Source organism: Pseudomonas sp. TUM25319, assembly GCF_056388475.1.
Genome location: NZ_CM150751.1, coordinates 5,258,654 through 5,274,745, shown reverse-complemented (window position 1 = coordinate 5,274,745; position 16,092 = coordinate 5,258,654). Strand labels below are relative to the sequence as shown.

Annotated in this window: 14 protein-coding genes; 11 read left to right on the top strand and 3 right to left on the bottom strand. The window is 64.5% G+C overall.

Features of this window, described 5'->3' with window-relative positions; all coding sequences use genetic code 11:
* Nucleotides 1–14: 14 nt before the first annotated feature.
* On the bottom strand, nucleotides 15–2,462 hold the full coding sequence (locus AC05QJ_RS23745) for an acyl-CoA dehydrogenase (protein WP_476743692.1): 2,448 nt from the start codon (nucleotides 2,460–2,462) through the stop codon (nucleotides 15–17).
* Nucleotides 2,463–2,649: 187 nt separating this feature from the next.
* On the opposite strand from AC05QJ_RS23745, the gene AC05QJ_RS23740 reads away from it, so the two are divergent.
* The 3 genes from AC05QJ_RS23740 (at nucleotide 2,650) to AC05QJ_RS23730 (ending at nucleotide 5,128) form a co-directional block, all read left to right on the top strand.
* Complete coding sequence (locus AC05QJ_RS23740; protein ID WP_476743691.1) at nucleotides 2,650–3,273, top strand: glutathione S-transferase family protein; 624 nt, start codon at nucleotides 2,650–2,652, stop codon at nucleotides 3,271–3,273.
* A gap of 146 nt (nucleotides 3,274–3,419) precedes the next feature.
* Nucleotides 3,420–4,352 carry an ABC transporter ATP-binding protein gene (locus AC05QJ_RS23735; RefSeq protein ID WP_476743690.1) on the top strand — a complete coding sequence of 311 codons (933 nt, stop codon included), beginning with the start codon at nucleotides 3,420–3,422 and terminating at the stop codon, nucleotides 4,350–4,352.
* Complete coding sequence (locus tag AC05QJ_RS23730; protein ID WP_476743689.1) at nucleotides 4,349–5,128, top strand: ABC transporter permease; 780 nt, start codon at nucleotides 4,349–4,351, stop codon at nucleotides 5,126–5,128. The genes AC05QJ_RS23735 and AC05QJ_RS23730 overlap by 4 nt, the downstream gene beginning before the upstream one ends.
* On the opposite strand, the gene AC05QJ_RS23725 is transcribed toward AC05QJ_RS23730, so the two are convergent.
* Entirely contained in the window at nucleotides 5,096–5,635 is a 540-nt protein-coding gene (locus AC05QJ_RS23725; protein ID WP_476743688.1) for a DUF2062 domain-containing protein, read from the bottom strand. The two genes, AC05QJ_RS23730 and AC05QJ_RS23725, sit on opposite strands and share 33 nt — an antisense overlap.
* A gap of 155 nt (nucleotides 5,636–5,790) precedes the next feature.
* On the opposite strand from AC05QJ_RS23725, the gene AC05QJ_RS23720 reads away from it, so the two are divergent.
* From AC05QJ_RS23720 to murB, 8 genes are all read left to right on the top strand, one after another.
* Entirely contained in the window at nucleotides 5,791–8,007 is a 2,217-nt protein-coding gene (locus AC05QJ_RS23720; RefSeq protein ID WP_476743687.1) for a DNA internalization-related competence protein ComEC/Rec2, read from the top strand.
* 63 nt (nucleotides 8,008–8,070) lie between these two features.
* The gene (locus tag AC05QJ_RS23715; RefSeq protein ID WP_476743686.1) at nucleotides 8,071–8,706 is read left to right on the top strand and encodes a MotA/TolQ/ExbB proton channel family protein; all 636 of its coding nucleotides are present in this window, start codon (nucleotides 8,071–8,073) and stop codon (nucleotides 8,704–8,706) included.
* A complete protein-coding gene (locus tag AC05QJ_RS23710; RefSeq protein WP_476743685.1) occupies nucleotides 8,703–9,134 on the top strand; it encodes an ExbD/TolR family protein in 432 nt (143 codons plus the stop codon). The genes AC05QJ_RS23715 and AC05QJ_RS23710 overlap by 4 nt, the downstream gene beginning before the upstream one ends.
* Complete coding sequence (gene lpxK / locus AC05QJ_RS23705) at nucleotides 9,134–10,141, top strand: tetraacyldisaccharide 4'-kinase (RefSeq protein WP_476743684.1); 1,008 nt, start codon at nucleotides 9,134–9,136, stop codon at nucleotides 10,139–10,141. Before AC05QJ_RS23710 ends, lpxK begins: the two co-directional genes overlap by 1 nt.
* 38 nt (nucleotides 10,142–10,179) lie before the next feature.
* On the top strand, nucleotides 10,180–10,365 hold the full coding sequence (locus tag AC05QJ_RS23700) for a Trm112 family protein (RefSeq protein WP_003247142.1): 186 nt from the start codon (nucleotides 10,180–10,182) through the stop codon (nucleotides 10,363–10,365).
* A complete protein-coding gene (kdsB, locus tag AC05QJ_RS23695; RefSeq protein ID WP_476743683.1) occupies nucleotides 10,362–11,126 on the top strand; it encodes a 3-deoxy-manno-octulosonate cytidylyltransferase in 765 nt (254 codons plus the stop codon). Before AC05QJ_RS23700 ends, kdsB begins: the two co-directional genes overlap by 4 nt.
* Entirely contained in the window at nucleotides 11,126–11,590 is a 465-nt protein-coding gene (locus AC05QJ_RS23690) for a low molecular weight protein-tyrosine-phosphatase (protein ID WP_476743682.1), read from the top strand. Before kdsB ends, AC05QJ_RS23690 begins: the two co-directional genes overlap by 1 nt.
* Complete coding sequence (gene murB, locus AC05QJ_RS23685) at nucleotides 11,587–12,606, top strand: UDP-N-acetylmuramate dehydrogenase (RefSeq protein WP_476743681.1); 1,020 nt, start codon at nucleotides 11,587–11,589, stop codon at nucleotides 12,604–12,606. Before AC05QJ_RS23690 ends, murB begins: the two co-directional genes overlap by 4 nt.
* A gap of 97 nt (nucleotides 12,607–12,703) precedes the next feature.
* On the opposite strand, the gene rne is transcribed toward murB, so the two are convergent.
* A complete protein-coding gene (gene rne, locus AC05QJ_RS23680) occupies nucleotides 12,704–15,907 on the bottom strand; it encodes a ribonuclease E (protein WP_476743680.1) in 3,204 nt (1,067 codons plus the stop codon).
* Nucleotides 15,908–16,092 lie beyond the last annotated feature (185 nt).

The following is a 16,092-nucleotide window of genomic DNA, read 5'->3' as shown; positions in this document are numbered from 1 at the left end:
CGGCCCGATTGTGCTCAGCGCACTTTCCCGGCGACCGGCAATAGCTCCTCCTTGCTGAACGCGTCGACGTCGATCACCCGTCGACGCGCTGCTTCGGCGTCCCGTAGCTGCTGTGCCTGGGCAGCATCGACGACGCCGGCACGCAGCGCCGCATCGATCAGAGGCTCTCCGGCATGTGGCGTCAGTTCGCCGGTTTTCAGGGCGTGGCGCAACTGTTTGTGCAAAGGCGCGCTATCGGCGAGCAGGCGGCTGGCGTGTTGCAAGGCACCGACCGGGTCTTGCGGGTCGGTTGGTCGGTAGCAACCGGCAAGCAGCGCTTCGAGCGCCGGGTCGCCGGCGGCGCGGCCGATCAGTGCGGCGACTTCCGCATCGAGTTCATCGCTGGGTCCGGCGTGTCGGCGACCGAACGGGAACACCACCAGCCGCAGCGCGCAGCCAAGCAGGCGGCTGGGGAAATTGTCCAGCAGGCTGTCCAGGGCGCGCTCCGCCTGGCCCAGGCTTTCTTCCATGGCCCAACGCAGCAACGGTTGCAGAGCCTCCGGTGAATTCAGGTCGTGATAGCGCTTCAGTGCAGCGGAACTGAGGTAGAGATAGCTGAGTACGTCGCCCAGGCGCGCCGACAACCGTTCGCGCCGCTTCAGTTCGCCGCCCAGCAGCATCATGCACAGGTCTGCCAGCAGGGCGAAGGCCGCCGCCTGGCGGTTGAGTGCGCGGAAGTAACACTGGCTGAGACCATCTCCGGGGGCTTTTTCGAAGTGCCCGAGGCCGAGGCCCAGCACCAGGGTGCTGGCGGCATTGCCGACGGCGAAGCCGATGTGCCTGAGCAGCAGCGTGTCGAATTCCCTGAGCGCCTGGTCGTGATCTTCTCGGCCGGCCAGGGCCATTTCCTTGAGGACAAAGGGATGGCAACGGATCGCGCCCTGGCCGAAGATCATCAGGTTGCGCGAAAGAATGTTGGCGCCTTCGACGGTGATGAAGATAGGCGCGCCTTGCCAGTTGCGGCCCAGGTAATTGTTCGGGCCCATGATGATGCCCTTGCCGCCGTGAATGTCCATCGCATGCTGGATGCATTCGCGGCCGCGTTCGGTCAGGTGGTATTTGAGGATCGCCGAGAGTACCGAGGGTTTTTCACCCAGGTCCACCGCCTTGGCGGTGAGCAGGCGGGCGCTGTCCATCAGCCAGGCATTGCCGCCAATGCGCGCCAGCGACTCCTGGATGCCCTCGAAGGCGGCCAGCGGTACGTTGAACTGCTCGCGGATCTGTGCGTACTGTCCGCTGACCAGGCTGGTGAACTTGGCGGCGCCGGTGCCTACCGCGGGCAGGGAGATCGAGCGACCGACCGACAGGCAGTTCATCAGCATCATCCAGCCCTTGCCAAGCATTTCCTGGCCGCCGATGAGGCAGTCGAGGGGAACGAACACGTCCTTGCCGGAGTTGGGGCCATTCATGAAGGCCGCGCCCAGGGGGTGGTGGCGCTTGCCGATATCGACACCGGGCGTGTCGGTCGGAATCAGCGCCAGGCTGATACCCAGTTCTTCCTGCTCGCCCAGCAGGTGATCGGGGTCGTAGGCCTTGAACGCCAGGCCGAGCAGAGTGGCGACCGGGCCAAGGGTGATGTAGCGCTTTTCCCAGTTGAGGCGCAGGCCGAGCACTTCCTCGCCTTGCCACTGGCCTTTGCAGATGACGCCGGTGTCGGGCATGGCGCCGGCATCCGAGCCCGCCAGTGGGCCGGTCAGGGCGAAGCAGGGGATTTCCTCGCCACGGGCCAGGCGTGGCAGGTAATGGTTGCGTTGTTCGTCGGTGCCGTAATGCAGCAGCAGCTCGGCCGGGCCCAGGGAGTTGGGCACCATCACGGTGGAGGCGAGATCGCCGCTGCGGGTCGCCAGCTTCATCGCCACCTGCGAGTGCGCATAGGCGGAGAAGCCTTTGCCACCGTATTCCTTGGGTATGATCAGGGCGAAGAAACCATTGCTCTTGATGTGCGCCCAGGCTTCGGCGGGCAGGTCCATGTCCTGTCCGATCTGCCAGTCGCTGACCATGGCGCAGAGTGCCTCGGTGGGGCCGTCGATGAAGGCCTGTTCCTCGGCGCTCAGCTCGGCCCGGGGGTAGCCGAGCAGGGTGTTCCAGTCCGGCCGGCCGCTGAAGAGCTCGCCGTCCCACCACACGGTGCCGGCGTCGATGGCTTCGCGCTCGGTGGTGGACATCGGCGGCAGCGTGCGCTGGAACCAGTTGAACATCGGTGCGGTGAACAGCTTGCGGCGCAAGTCAGGCAGCAGCAGGGGCAGGGCGATGGCAGCCACCACCAGCAGAAGCAGGAACGTCAACCACCCCGGGGCCCGCGAGAAGATCCCCATCGCCACGACATACACGGCAATGAGCGCAAGCGCCGGCAGAGCCGGTGTCCGTCGATGCGCCAGCCAGGCCGCTCCCAGTACGAGCACCACTAACCACAACAGCAACATAGTCTTTCCTCCTGGAAACCTTCCACGTATCGGTACATCCCACAGAGCGTAGCCGGCCTCTGTCGAACGGCCTCGTCTGAACAGTGACAGGTGTGTGTCGGGGTAGTTCGGCATGAATGTCCGGCGATTGCCTGGGCGCCGCGCTGGAGTAGACTGGGTGTCCCTTGCAGATAGTCAGGATGTCGTCATGCTCAAGATCTGGGGTCGGAAGAATTCCAGCAATGTCAGGAAGGTGTTGTGGTGCGCAGAGGAACTGGGGCTGGACTACGAGTCGGTGGACGCCGGTGGCGCGTTCGGCGTGGTCAATGAACCCCACTACCGTGCGCTCAATCCCAATGGTTTGGTACCCATGATCGAGGACGACGGGCTGGTGCTCTGGGAGTCCAATGCCATCGTGCGCTATCTGGGGGCGCGCTACGCGGCTGACACGGCCTGGTATCCACGGGATCCTGTCGAGCGCGCCAAGGCCGACAAATGGATGGACTGGACCACCTCGTCGCTCGCCACGCCGTTCCGGCCGTTGTTCTGGGGTATGTTGCGCACGCCGGAAGAGCAGCGCGACTGGGTCGCCATCAATGCCGCCCACAAGACGTGCGCACAGTTGCTGTCGATCGCTGACCAGGCTCTGGCATCGCAGCCTTACCTGTCGGGTCAGGAGCCCGGCATGGGCGATATCCCGTTGGGTTGTTTCGTCTACGCCTGGTTCGAAATGCCTATCGAGCGTCCAGAGATGCGCCACCTGCGCGCCTGGTACGAACGCCTGCGCGAGCGTCCGGCCTATCAGGCCGCGGTAATGACCGCGTTGACCTGACCTTCTTCGGTCAATCCGATAGTTATTATCAATAGACATGACTGTACTTGTGTGGCCTGGGCTTGCACCATGGCCACATTTATCGCGAGGGGCTCGCCTGCTCGCTGCCTGATTCACGAATCCTTCCAACGGTGCACAGACCCGCTATGAGTTCTGCTCTGTCCATTCGGCAGCTAACCAAGACCTACGGCAACGGCTTCCAGGCCCTCAAGGGCATCGATCTGGACGTCGCCGAAGGTGACTTCTTCGCCTTGCTCGGTCCCAATGGTGCCGGCAAGTCCACCACCATCGGCATCCTCTCGACCCTGGTCAACAAGACCAGCGGCAGTGTCAGCGTCTTCGGCCATGACCTGGACCGCCAGCCCGCAGCGCTCAAACGCAGCATTGGCGTGGTGCCGCAGGAGTTCAACTTCAACCAGTTCGAGAAGACCTTCGATATCGTCGTGACCCAGGCCGGGTACTACGGCATTCCGGCGAAGGTGGCCCGTGAGCGCGCCGAGCAGTACCTCACCCAGTTGGGGCTGTGGGAAAAGCGCGATGTGCCTTCGCGCTCGCTGTCCGGTGGCATGAAGCGCCGGTTGATGATTGCCCGGGCGCTCATCCACGAGCCACGCCTGTTGATTCTCGACGAGCCGACCGCAGGTGTGGACATCGAGTTGCGTCGCTCGATGTGGAGTTTCCTGACCGAGCTGAACCAGCAGGGCATCACCATCATTCTCACGACCCACTACCTGGAAGAGGCCGAGCAGTTGTGCCGCAACATCGGCATCATCGACCACGGCACCATCGTCGAGAACACCAGCATGCGGCAGTTGCTGGGCAAGCTGCACGTCGAGACGTTCGTTCTCGATCTGAAGAACGACCTTGCCCAGGCACCGCAACTGGCGGGCTACCCCTGCCGGTTGATCAGCCCGCACAGTCTGGAAGTGCAGGTCGACAAGGAAGTGGGCATCACCGCGCTGTTCGGCCAGTTGGCCTTGCAGAACATCGAGGTGACCAGCCTGCGCAACAAGACCAATCGTCTCGAGGAACTGTTCGTGTCCCTGGTTGAAAAGAATCTGTCCAAGGTGGCGGTATGAGTTCGGAGCTGCGCGCCAATCTGGTCGCCCTCAACACCATCGTCTACCGCGAAGTACGGCGTTTCACGCGGATCTGGCCGCAGACCCTGCTGCCGCCGGCCATCACCATGGTTCTGTACTTCGTGATCTTCGGCAACCTGATTGGCCGGCAGATCGGCGACATGGGTGGCTTCACCTATATGGAGTACATCGTGCCGGGGCTGATCATGATGGCGGTGATCACCAACTCCTACGGCAACGTGGTGTCGAGCTTCTTCGGCAGCAAGTTCCAGCGCTCGATCGAAGAGCTGATGGTGTCGCCGGTATCGCCCCACACGATCCTGATCGGCTACACCCTGGGTGGCGTGTTGCGCGGCCTGGCTGTCGGGGTCATCGTGACGTTCCTGTCGCTGTTCTTCACCCATCTGCAGGTGCACCACCTGGGCGTGACCGTGCTGGTGGTCGTGCTGACTGCCACCATTTTCTCGCTTTTGGGGTTCATCAACGCCGTCTTTGCGCGGAACTTCGACGATATCTCGATCATTCCGACCTTCGTGCTGACGCCGCTGACCTACCTGGGCGGGGTGTTCTACTCGATCAACCTGCTGCCGCCGTTCTGGCAGACGGTGTCCTTGGTCAACCCTGTGCTGCACATGGTCAACTCGTTCCGCTACGGCATCCTTGGCGTATCCGATATTCGTATCGGCGTGGCCATCGGTTTCATGCTGGTGGCGACTGCCGTGCTGTATTTCGGCTGTGTCCGCCTACTGGTCAGCGGTCGAGGAATGCGCAGCTGACTTGGCCTTGCGCCGGCGCCACTGCCGGCCTACCCACCAGCGCCAGTAGAGCATGGTCAGGCAGTAGGCGAGGGCGCCGAGCAGCACGCCGCACACCACCGACCCGAGCAGGAAGGGTTGCCACAGCGTGGACAACTGGTCGGTGATCCATTCGAAGGTGATCTCTTCGGGCAGGGTCCTGGGCGGGATCTGCATCAGCCAGGCGCCCATCTGGTAGGTGCAATAGAACACTGGCGGCATGGTGATGGGATTGGTCAGCCAGACCAGGCTGACCGCAATGGGCATGTTGCCGCGCACCAGAATCGCCAGGCTCGCAGCCAGCAGCATCTGCATCGGGATCGGAATGAAGGCGGCGAAAAGCCCTACCGCCATGGCCCGTGCCACCGAATGGCGGTTCAGGTGCCAGAGGTTGGCGTCATGCAGCAACCGGCCGAGAAATCGTAAGGACTTGTGTTCCCGGATGCTCGTCGGATCGGGCATGTAGCGTTTGAACAGTCGACGCGGCATGGGGGTTCTCGGCGGTCGGAAGTGGGCCAGTATGCACGGATTGGATGTAGTGCCAATTCAGACTTTGTGACAATTAATAAGTGAGCCTTTCCCCGCGTTGATCTAAGCCTGCGGAGTCGTTTTGTTTATCCGGAGTCGAGATGACGCGCACAGGGATGTTGGCGCTTGCATTCGGGCTTTTGTGCCTGAGGTTTCTCCCGGAGCTGCCGTCTGTCGGTTGGCTCCTGTCGTTTGCTGCGCTGGGGCTGTTCTGCCTGTGGCGGCGCTGTTACCCGCTGGCCTTGTTCCTGGGCGGATTGTGCTGGGCTTGTCTGTCTGCGCAGAGCGCGCTGGATGACCGGCTGGCACCGGCACTCGATGGCCGCACCTTGTGGCTCGAAGGTCGGGTGGTCGGCCTGCCGGAGCACGGTGAGCAGCGGGTGCGGTTTGAACTGGCCGATGCGGTCTCGCGCCGCGCCGAGCTGCCACGGCGCTTGCGCCTGAGCTGGCAGGACGGCCCGCCGGTCATGAGTGGCGAGCGCTGGCGTCTGGCGGTCATGCTCAAGCGTCCCCATGGGTTGCTCAACCCCCACTCGATGGACGCACAGGCGGTCATGCTGGCGCGGCGGATCGGTGCCCAGGGCACGGTCAAGGCCGGCGAACGCCTGGCTCCTGCCAGCGGCGCCTGGCGCGACGCCGTGCGGCAGCGGCTGCTGGCGGTCGATGCCCATGGCCGCGGCCCCGCGCTGGCGGCGCTGGTATTGGGTGACGGTGGTGGGTTGCCGCGGGAGGACTGGGATGCCCTGCAGGCGACCGGCACCGTGCACCTGCTGGTGATTTCCGGTCAGCACATCGGCCTGCTGGCCGGCCTTGTCTACGCTCTGGTGGCCGGCCTGGCGAGGCTGGGCTGGTGGCCGCGAGGCTGGCCCTGGCTACTTTGGGCCTGTGGCCTGGCGTTCGGCGCCGCACTTGCCTATGGCCTGCTGGCCGGTTTCCAGGTGCCGGTGCAGCGGGCCTGCGTCATGTTGGGCGTGGTGTTGCTTTGGCGGTTGCGCTATCGCCACCTGGGTGTGAGCTGGCCGCTGCTGATCGCGCTCAATGCCGTGCTGCTGGCCGAGCCGCTGGCCAGTCTGCTGCCAGGTTTCTGGCTGTCTTTTGCCGCTGTGGCGGTCTTGATACTGATTTTCAGTGGACGCTTGGGTGCCTGGTCGGCGTGGCTGGCCTGGGGGCGGGCGCAATGGTGCATTGCCATCGGCCTGCTGCCGGTGCTGATCGCGCTGGGCCTGCCGGTCAGCCTCAGTGCGCCACTGGCCAACCTGTTCGCGGTGCCGTGGATCAGCATCCTGGTCTTGCCGCTGGCGCTACTGGGCACTGTCCTGCTGCCAGTGCCCTTGCTGGGGGAAAGTCTGCTCTGGGTGGCGGGAGCCTTGCTTGGTGTGCTGTTCGACCTGCTCGACGGTCTTGCCGCCTGGCAACCAGCCTGGATGGCTCCGGAACTGCCGGCCTGGGCGTGGTGGCTGGTGGTATTCGGAGCATTCCTGCTGTTATTGCCGTCGGGCCTGCCGATGCGGGTGCTGGGCTGGCCGCTGTTGCTGCTGGCGGGGTTCACGCCCCGCGAGCAGCTTTCACCGGGGCTGGCGGAGGTCTGGCAACTGGATGTGGGGCAGGGACAGGCCTTTCTGGTGCGGACACGCCAGCACGCCATGCTCTATGACGCCGGCCCGGTCAGGGCGAACATCGATCTGGGTGAGCGTGTGGTCTTGCCGACGTTGCACAAGCTGGGGGTCAGCAAGCTGGACCTGATGCTGATCAGCCATGCCCACGCCGATCACGCGGGTGGCGCCCTGGCGGTACAGCGTGGGCTTGCCGTGGCACGCGTGATCGCCGGTGAGCCGCAAGCGTCTCCCGAGGCGCTGGCTGCCGAGCCTTGCACCAGCGGTGCCGGTTGGGAGTGGGATGGCGTGCGTTTTTCGCTCTGGCAGTGGACCGGGGCCGACCATGACGACAGCAACCAGCATTCCTGCGTGTTGCGGGTCGAGGCCTCGGGCGAGACGCTGCTGCTGGCCGGCGATATCGACCGGCACGCCGAACGGGCCTGGCTCTCGGGCGCACAGGCCGGCCCGATCGACTGGTTGCAGTCGCCGCACCATGGCAGCCGAACCTCTTCCAGCATGGTGTTCCTCAGAAGCCTGGCCCCGCGCGGGGTGTTGATTTCCCGTGGTCGCCACAACGGCTTCGGCCATCCTTCGCCTCTGGTCATGGCGCGTTACGCCGCGCTGGGGATTCCGGTCTACGACAGTGCCCTGCTGGGAGCGGTGCGCCTGCGGCTGGGCAGCTTCGGCGAGCCGTGGGTGATGCGCGAGCAGAGGCGTTTCTGGCGCGACCCGACATGACAACCTACGGCAGACACGGCCCCTATGGTAGAGTGCAGAACTTTTTCCAAGGGGGTCCAAAACGTGTGGGAATTGGTCAAGTCCGGTGGTTGGATGATGCTGCCGATCATTCTGAGTTCCATCGCTGCCATGGCTATCGTCGCTGAGCGCCTGTGGACCCTGCGCGCCAGTCGCGTAACGCCGCCGCACCTGCTGGGGCAGGTCTGGCGCTGGATCAAGGACAAGCAGCTCACCACCGAAAAGCTCAAGGCCCTGCGCGCCGATTCGCCGCTGGGCGAGATCCTCGCTGCGGGCCTGGCCAACTCCCGGCATGGTCGCGAGATCATGAAGGAGTGCATCGAAGAGGCTGCCGCCCGGGTGATTCATGAACTGGAGCGCTACATCAATGCCCTCGGCACCATCGCCGCCATGGCGCCGCTGCTCGGCCTGCTGGGTACCGTACTGGGGATGATCGACATCTTCAGCTCCTTCATGGGCTCGGGCATGACTGCCAATGCCGCGGTGCTTGCCGGTGGTATCTCCAAGGCGCTGATCACCACGGCTGCGGGCCTGATGGTGGGTATTCCCGCGGTGTTCTTCCACCGTTTCCTGCAGCGCCGCATCGATGAGCTGGTGGTCGGCATGGAGCAGGAGGCGATCAAGCTGGTGGAAGTGGTGCAGGGTGACCGCGATGTCGATCTGGCCGGAGACAAGGCGTGAAATTCCGGCGCAAGCAACGCGAGAACGTCGACATCAACCTGGCTTCTCTGATCGACGTGGTGTTCATTCTGTTGCTGTTTTTCGTGGTCACCACCACCTTCACCCGCGAAACCCAGTTGCGTGTCGAGCTTCCGGAAGCCTCCAGCGGTGCGCCGGCACCGGATTCCGAGCAGAAACTGGTGGAAATCACCATCAGCGCCGAAGGCGTCTACTCGGTGAACAATCACTTGCTGCCCAAAAGTGATCTGGCCACCCTGGTCGAGGCGCTGCAGAAGGAGTCCGCCGGTGACAACAAGCTGCCGCTGGCGATCAGCGCCGATGGCAAGACTCCGCACCAGGCAGTGGTCACTGCAATGGATGCCGCCGGCAAGCTCGGCTTCAGCCATCTGCGCATGACCACGGTCGAGGCCGCACCGGGGACGCCCTGATGGCCTTTGCCGATCGTTTGCAGGAGGCCTGGTACAAAGGGCACCCGCTGCTTGCGCTGCTGTCGCCGCTCGAAGCCCTCTACCGCCGCGTGGTACGCGGCAAGCGCCGGCGTTTTCTCGCCGGGGAGGGCACTGTCTACCGTGCTCCGGTGCCGGTGCTGGTGGTGGGCAACATCACCGTGGGTGGAACCGGCAAGACGCCGCTGATTCTGTTTTTGATCGAACACTGTCGCCAGCGGGGCCTGCGGGTGGGTGTGGTCAGCCGTGGCTACGGCGCGACACCGCCGCAGTTGCCCTGGCGAGTCCGTGCCGACCAGTCGGCCAGCCACGCCGGGGACGAGCCTCTGCTGATCGTGCAGCGCACCGGCGTGCCGCTGATGATTGATCCGGATCGTTCTCAAGCCGTTCGTGCGCTGCTCGAAGCCGAGCCGCTGGACCTGATCCTGTGTGACGACGGCCTGCAGCACTATCGCCTGGCCCGCGATCTCGAACTGGTGCTGATCGACGCCGCCCGCGGCCTCGGCAACCGTCGCTGTCTGCCGGCAGGGCCACTGCGTGAGCCGGTCGAGCGCCTGGAGGCGGTGGATGCGTTGCTCTACAACGGCGCCGTGGCCGATCGCGAGGACGGATTCGCCTTTACCCTGCAGCCCAGTGCGCTGGTCAACCTGGCCACCGGCGAACGCCGCCCGCTGGATCATTTTCCTGCGGGGCAGGCGCTGCATGCGGTGGCGGGCATCGGTAATCCGCAGCGTTTCTTCAATACCCTGCAAGGGCTAGACTGGCGCCCGGTGCCGCATCCTTTTGCCGATCACGCGCAGTTCAGTGCCGGGGCCCTGAGCTTCAGTCCCGAACTGCCCGTGGTGATGACCGAAAAGGATGCCGTGAAATGCCGCAGTTTCGCCGCGCCTGACTGGTGGTATCTTGCCGTCGACGCCCAGCCGTCGCCGGCCTTCGTGCGCTGGTTCGATGAGCGACTGGCGCGCTTGCTGCCCGGACGGCAGCCCTGATTCTTTTCTGTTTTCGGCCACAGGCCTGAGGAATATCCATGGACACCAAACTGCTCGACATCCTCGCTTGCCCGATCACCAAAGGCCCGCTCAAGCTCAGCGCCGACAAGACCGAGCTGATCAGCAAGGGCGCGGGCCTCGCCTATCCGATCCGCGACGGTATCCCGGTGATGCTGGAAAGCGAAGCCCGTACCCTGACCGACGACGAGCGCCTGGACAAATGAGTGTCGCCTTCACTGTCGTGATTCCCGCCCGCCTGCGCTCGACGCGCCTGCCGGGCAAGCCGTTGCTGCCGATCGCCGGCAAGCCGATGGTTCAGCATGTCTGGGAGCAGGCGCGCAAGAGCAGTGCCAGCCGCGTGGTCATCGCCACCGACGATGCCGGCATCCTCGAAGCCTGCAAGGCGTTCGGCGCCGAGGTGTTGCTGACCCGCGAAGACCATGAGTCCGGTACCGACCGTCTGGCCGAAGTGGCAGCGGTACTGGGGTTGGCCGCCGACGCCATCGTGGTCAACGTGCAAGGCGACGAGCCGCTGATTCCGCCGTCGATCATCGATCAGGTCGCCGCCAACCTTGCCGCTCATCCCGAGGCCGGCATCGCCACCTTGGGCGAGCCGATCGAGGACGTCGAGGCGCTGTTCAATCCCAACGTGGTCAAGGTGGTTGCCGACTGCAATGGCCTGGCCTTGACGTTCAGCCGTGCCCCGTTGCCGTGGGCGCGGGATGCCTTTGCGCAGAGTCGCGACCGGTTGCCGGCGGGCGTACCCTATCGTCGTCATATCGGCATGTACGCGTATCGTGCCGGCTTCCTTCAGGACTTTGTTGGCTGGGGCCCATGCTGGCTGGAGAAAACCGAGGCGCTGGAGCAATTGCGCGCCCTCTGGCACGGTGTACGGATTCACGTCGCCGATGCGCTGCAAGCGCCACCTGTCGGGGTGGACACCCCGGAAGATCTGGAGCGCGTAAGGCGCCTGCTGGAGGCTTGATGCGGGTTTTGTTCGTTTGCCTCGGCAATATCTGTCGCTCGCCGACCGCCGAGGGCGTGCTGCGTCATCAGCTGGACAAGGCTGGTCTGGCCGACGTGATCACCGTTGCGTCGGCCGGGACTGGCGATTGGCATGTCGGCAAGCAGGCCGACAGCCGCACCCGGCGCGCCGCACTGTCCCGAGGCTACGATCTCTCCGGTCAGCGCGCCCAACAGGTTTGCGTCGAGCATTTCAACGAGTTCGACCTGATCCTGGCGATGGACAAGGCCAACCTTGCCCATCTGCAGGCCATGCGTCCGGGCCACGCCCGCGCGGAACTGGACCTGTTCCTGCGCCGCTACGAAGGCGTCCTCGACGAAGTACCGGATCCCTACTATGGCGGCGAGCAAGGTTTCGAGCAGGTTCTCGACCTGGTCGAGGCGGCCTGCCAGGCCCTGATTGTCGAACTGAAGGGCCGTCTATGAGCGTCACCGTACAGTCGCAAGTCTCCCTCAAGCCCTACAACAGCTTTGGCATCGACGTGAGCGCCGGCCATTTTGCCGACGCCCGCAGCGATGACGATGTCCGCGAGCTGCTCGCCTATGCCGGCCAGCATGCGTTGCCGGTGCTAGTGATTGGCGGTGGCAGCAATCTGCTGCTGACCCGCGATGTTCCGGCACTGGTGATGCGCATGGCCAGTTCCGGCATTCGTCTGCTCTGCGACGATGGCCGGGAGGTCGTGGTCGAGGCGGAAGCGGGCGAGCCGTGGCATCCGTTCGTGCAGTGGACCTTGAAGCAAGGTCTGGTCGGTCTTGAAAACCTCAGCCTGATTCCCGGCACCGTGGGCGCCGCCCCGATGCAGAACATCGGTGCCTATGGTGTCGAGATCAAGGATGTGTTCGCCGGCCTCACCGCGCTGGATCGCCAGACCGGCGAGCTGCGGGATTTCAGTCTTCAGGACTGCGCGTTCGCCTACCGCGACAGCTATTTCAAGCGCAATCCGGGGCGTTGGGTGATCCTGCGGGTTCGGTTCCGTCTGGCGCGGGAGGCCGCGTTGCACCTGGACTATGGTCCGGTTCGCCAGCGCCTGACGCAGATGGGTATCGAGCACCCGGGTGCTCAGCAGGTCAGTGATGCAATCTGCAGTATTCGCCGGGAAAAGCTGCCGGATCCGGCCGAGCTGGGGAACGCTGGCAGTTTCTTCAAGAATCCGGTGGTCAGTGCTGAGCACGTCGCGCGCCTCCGCCAGCAATACCCGGCCGTGGTGGCTTATCCACAGGCTGATGGGCAAGCCAAGCTGGCCGCGGGGTGGCTGATCGAGCAAGCCGGCTGGAAAGGTTATCGTGAGGGTGACGCCGGCGTGCATCAATTGCAGGCTCTGGTACTGGTCAATCATGGTCAGGCAAGCGGCGCGCAGTTGCACGAACTGGCTCGCAAGATCCAGGCTGATATCGTCAAACGCTTCGATGTCGAGCTGGAGATGGAGCCCAACCTGTATTGAGGTAGCAGGCCTCAGCAGCGAGCGTGTCGCGTTTTCTCGCAAGCCAATAAAAAGCCCCGCCAGTGTTCACTGGCGGGGCTTTTTATTCAGCCATGGATCAGAACAATGGTTTTTGTTCTTCGGTGGTTTCCAGGGCCTTTGGCGCTGGCTCTACCGCTTCCACTGGCTCGACGGCAGCTTCCGGCTCGATCGCTGTCTCGACAGCCGGTGCGCTCTCGACTGCAGCAGCGGCGGCTGCGGCAGCTGCAGCCGCTTCGGCTTCACGCTTGCGACGGCGGACTTCACGAGGGTCGTTCGGCGCCCGGCCATTGGCCAGGGTCACGGCCGGTGCTTCGACCGAAGCCGGCTGCTCTGCCGGTGGCTCGACGGCCGCAGGAGCAGCCACCGCAGGCGCGGCTTCTTCCTGGGCAGGGGCCGGTTCGACGGCTACCGGTTGAACCTCGACCACCGGTGCTTCGGCTTGTGGCAGTTCGACGGCAACCGGGGCCGCTTCGACCACCACTTCCGGCTCGGCGGCTTTCTCGACCGCTTGCGGTACGACTTCAACCACAGGCTCGGCAGTCGGCTCGACGGCTTCGACCACTGGGGCCGGTTGTTCGACAACCGGTGCGATGGCGGTTTCAGTGGCCTCTGGAGCTGCTTTCACTGCTTCGGCGACTTCGGCGATTTCGGTCTGCAGCGAAGTGGCTTCAGCCGGCTTGACGGCTTCCTCCACGGCGGCGGTTGCCAGTTCAGCCTGGGTGTTGGCTTCGGCTTCGGCGTTGGCGCTGATGTTGCTGGTCGCGACCGCAGCGGTCACGGCCAGGCCGGCAGCCAGCTCGGTGCCGGATGGCTCCTGGCCTTCTTCGCTGCCTTCTTCACCTTCGACCAGGTTGCCGTTGGCATCACGCTGGCGCTCGCGACGGTTGCTGCGACGACGCTGACCGCGGGAACGACGGCGCGGACGTTCGCCTTCGGCGCCTTCCTGATTGTCATCCTGCAGCAGCTCTTCGTTCGGCAGCTGCTCTTCGGCGGCTTCGGCGGCCTGCTCGACAGGGCGTGGCTGACGCTCCTCGCGCGGTGGACGCGGTTGGCGCTCTTCGCGTGGAGCGCGTTCTTCACGAGGTGCACGCTCTTCGCGAGGAGCGCGCTCTTCACGTGGGGCACGTTCTTCGCGAGGGGCACGTTCTTCACGTGGCGCGCGCTCTTCACGCGGAGCACGCTCTTCACGAGGCTGACGCTCTTCACGCGGTGCGCGCTCAGGGCGTTCTTCGCGGACTGCCGGCGCGGCATCCAGTGGCTCGCGCAGTTCGCGGACCGGACGGTCTTCGCGGGAGCGGCGCTCCTCGCGTGGAGGACGTGGCTGACGCTCTTCGCGAGGCTGGCGTGGTGCACGTTCTTCGCGGGCCTGGGTCTCTTCGCGAGGCTGGCGCTCTTCGCGCGGTGCGCGTTCGGCGCGTTCTTCGCGAGGCTTGCGGTCTTCTTCGCGGCGGCCGTTGCGGTTGCGGCTCTGCTGGCGACCGTTGCGACGCTCTTCGTTGCGCTGCGGACGCTCTGCGGCGGCAGGCTTCTCGGCGGCGGCCGGCGCTGCAACAGGCTCTTCCTTGCCGGCGAAGAGGCTGACCAGCGACTTGACCAGGCCCTTGAACAGGCTTGGCTCAGGTGCGGTGTGCACTGGCGCAGGTGCCGGAGCCGGTTGCTCGGCGGTGGTCGGGACCGGGGCGTTGGCGCGGGCCGGAGCGGTCTTGACGGCAGCTTCCTGGCGAACCAGCGTGCGGGTTGCGGCAGCCTGTGGCGCTTCTTCCACTTCGGCAGCGGCGATTTCGTAGCTGGACTGGCCGCTCAGGGCTTCGGGGTTGTCGTCGCGCAGGCGCTGGACTTCGAAGTGCGGAGTTTCCAGGTGATCGTTCGGCAGGATGACGATGCGGGCACGGGTGCGCAGTTCGATCTTGGTGATCGAGTTGCGTTTTTCGTTGAGCAGGAACGCGGCAACCGGGATCGGCACCTGGGCGCGGACTTCCGCGGTGCGGTCCTTCAGGGCCTCTTCTTCGATCAGGCGCAGGATGGCCAGGGACAGCGATTCGACGTCACGGATGATGCCGGTGCCGCTGCAGCGTGGGCAGACGATGCCGCTGCTTTCGCCGAGGGACGGACGCAGGCGCTGACGGGACATTTCCAGCAGGCCGAAGCGCGAAATGCGGCCGACCTGGACGCGGGCGCGGTCGGCTTCCAGGCACTCGCGGACTTTCTCTTCCACGGCACGCTGGTTCTTGGCTGGGGTCATGTCGATGAAGTCGATGACGATCAGACCGCCAATGTCACGCAGACGCAGTTGACGGGCGATTTCCTCGGCCGCCTCCAGGTTGGTCTGCAGGGCGGTTTCCTCGATGTCGCTACCCTTGGTGGCGCGCGCCGAGTTGATGTCGATGGAGACCAGGGCTTCGGTCGGGTCGATCACGATCGAGCCGCCGGATGGCAGGTCGACCACGCGCTGGAAGGCGGTTTCGATCTGGCTTTCGATCTGGAAGCGGTTGAACAGCGGGACGCTGTCTTCGTAGAGCTTGATCTTGCTGGCGTACTGCGGCATCACCTGGCGGATGAAGGTCAGGGCTTCTTCCTGGGCGTCGATGCTGTCGACCAGCACTTCGCCGATGTCCTGGCGCAGGTAGTCGCGGATGGCGCGGATGATGACGTTGCTTTCCTGGTAGATCAGGAATGGCGCGGCGCGGTCCAGGGAGGCTTCCTTGATCGCGGTCCAGAGCTGCAGCAGGTAGTCCAGGTCCCACTGCATTTCTTCGCTGCTGCGGCCAAGGCCGGCGGTGCGAACGATCAGGCCCATGTCGGCGGGGGCGACCAGGCCGTTGAGGGCTTCGCGCAGTTCGTTGCGCTCTTCGCCCTCGATGCGACGGGAGATGCCGCCGGCACGCGGGTTGTTCGGCATCAGGACCAGGTAGCGACCGGCCAGGCTGATGAAGGTGGTGAGGGCAGCGCCCTTGTTGCCGCGCTCTTCCTTCTCGACCTGGACGATGACTTCCTGGCCTTCGCTCAATACTTCCTTGATGTTGACCCGGCCTTCAGGGGCCTTCTTGAAGTATTCGCGGGAGATTTCCTTGAGGGGGAGGAAGCCGTGACGTTCGGAGCCGAAGTCGACGAAAGCGGCTTCGAGGCTGGGTTCGATGCGGGTGATCCGGCCTTTGTAGATGTTGGCCTTCTTCTGCTCGCGGGCGCCGGACTCGATGTCCAGGTCGTAGAGGCGCTGGCCGTCTACCAGAGCAACACGCAACTCTTCGGGTTGAGTCGCGTTAATCAGCATTCTTTTCATGTAATACCGTCGGTTTCCGGGCTGCCGGAAACGGCGTTCGGCACACACGACTTCTCACGGTCGGTGTCAGGTGCGTCAGGGGTGGCGGGCCATCCCGTGTCCAGCGGTATCCGGAGAACTGGTATCCAGTGCTGCCGAAGCCGCGACGACGCTTCCTGCTTGCTGTGGTGTCATGCACTCAGTCA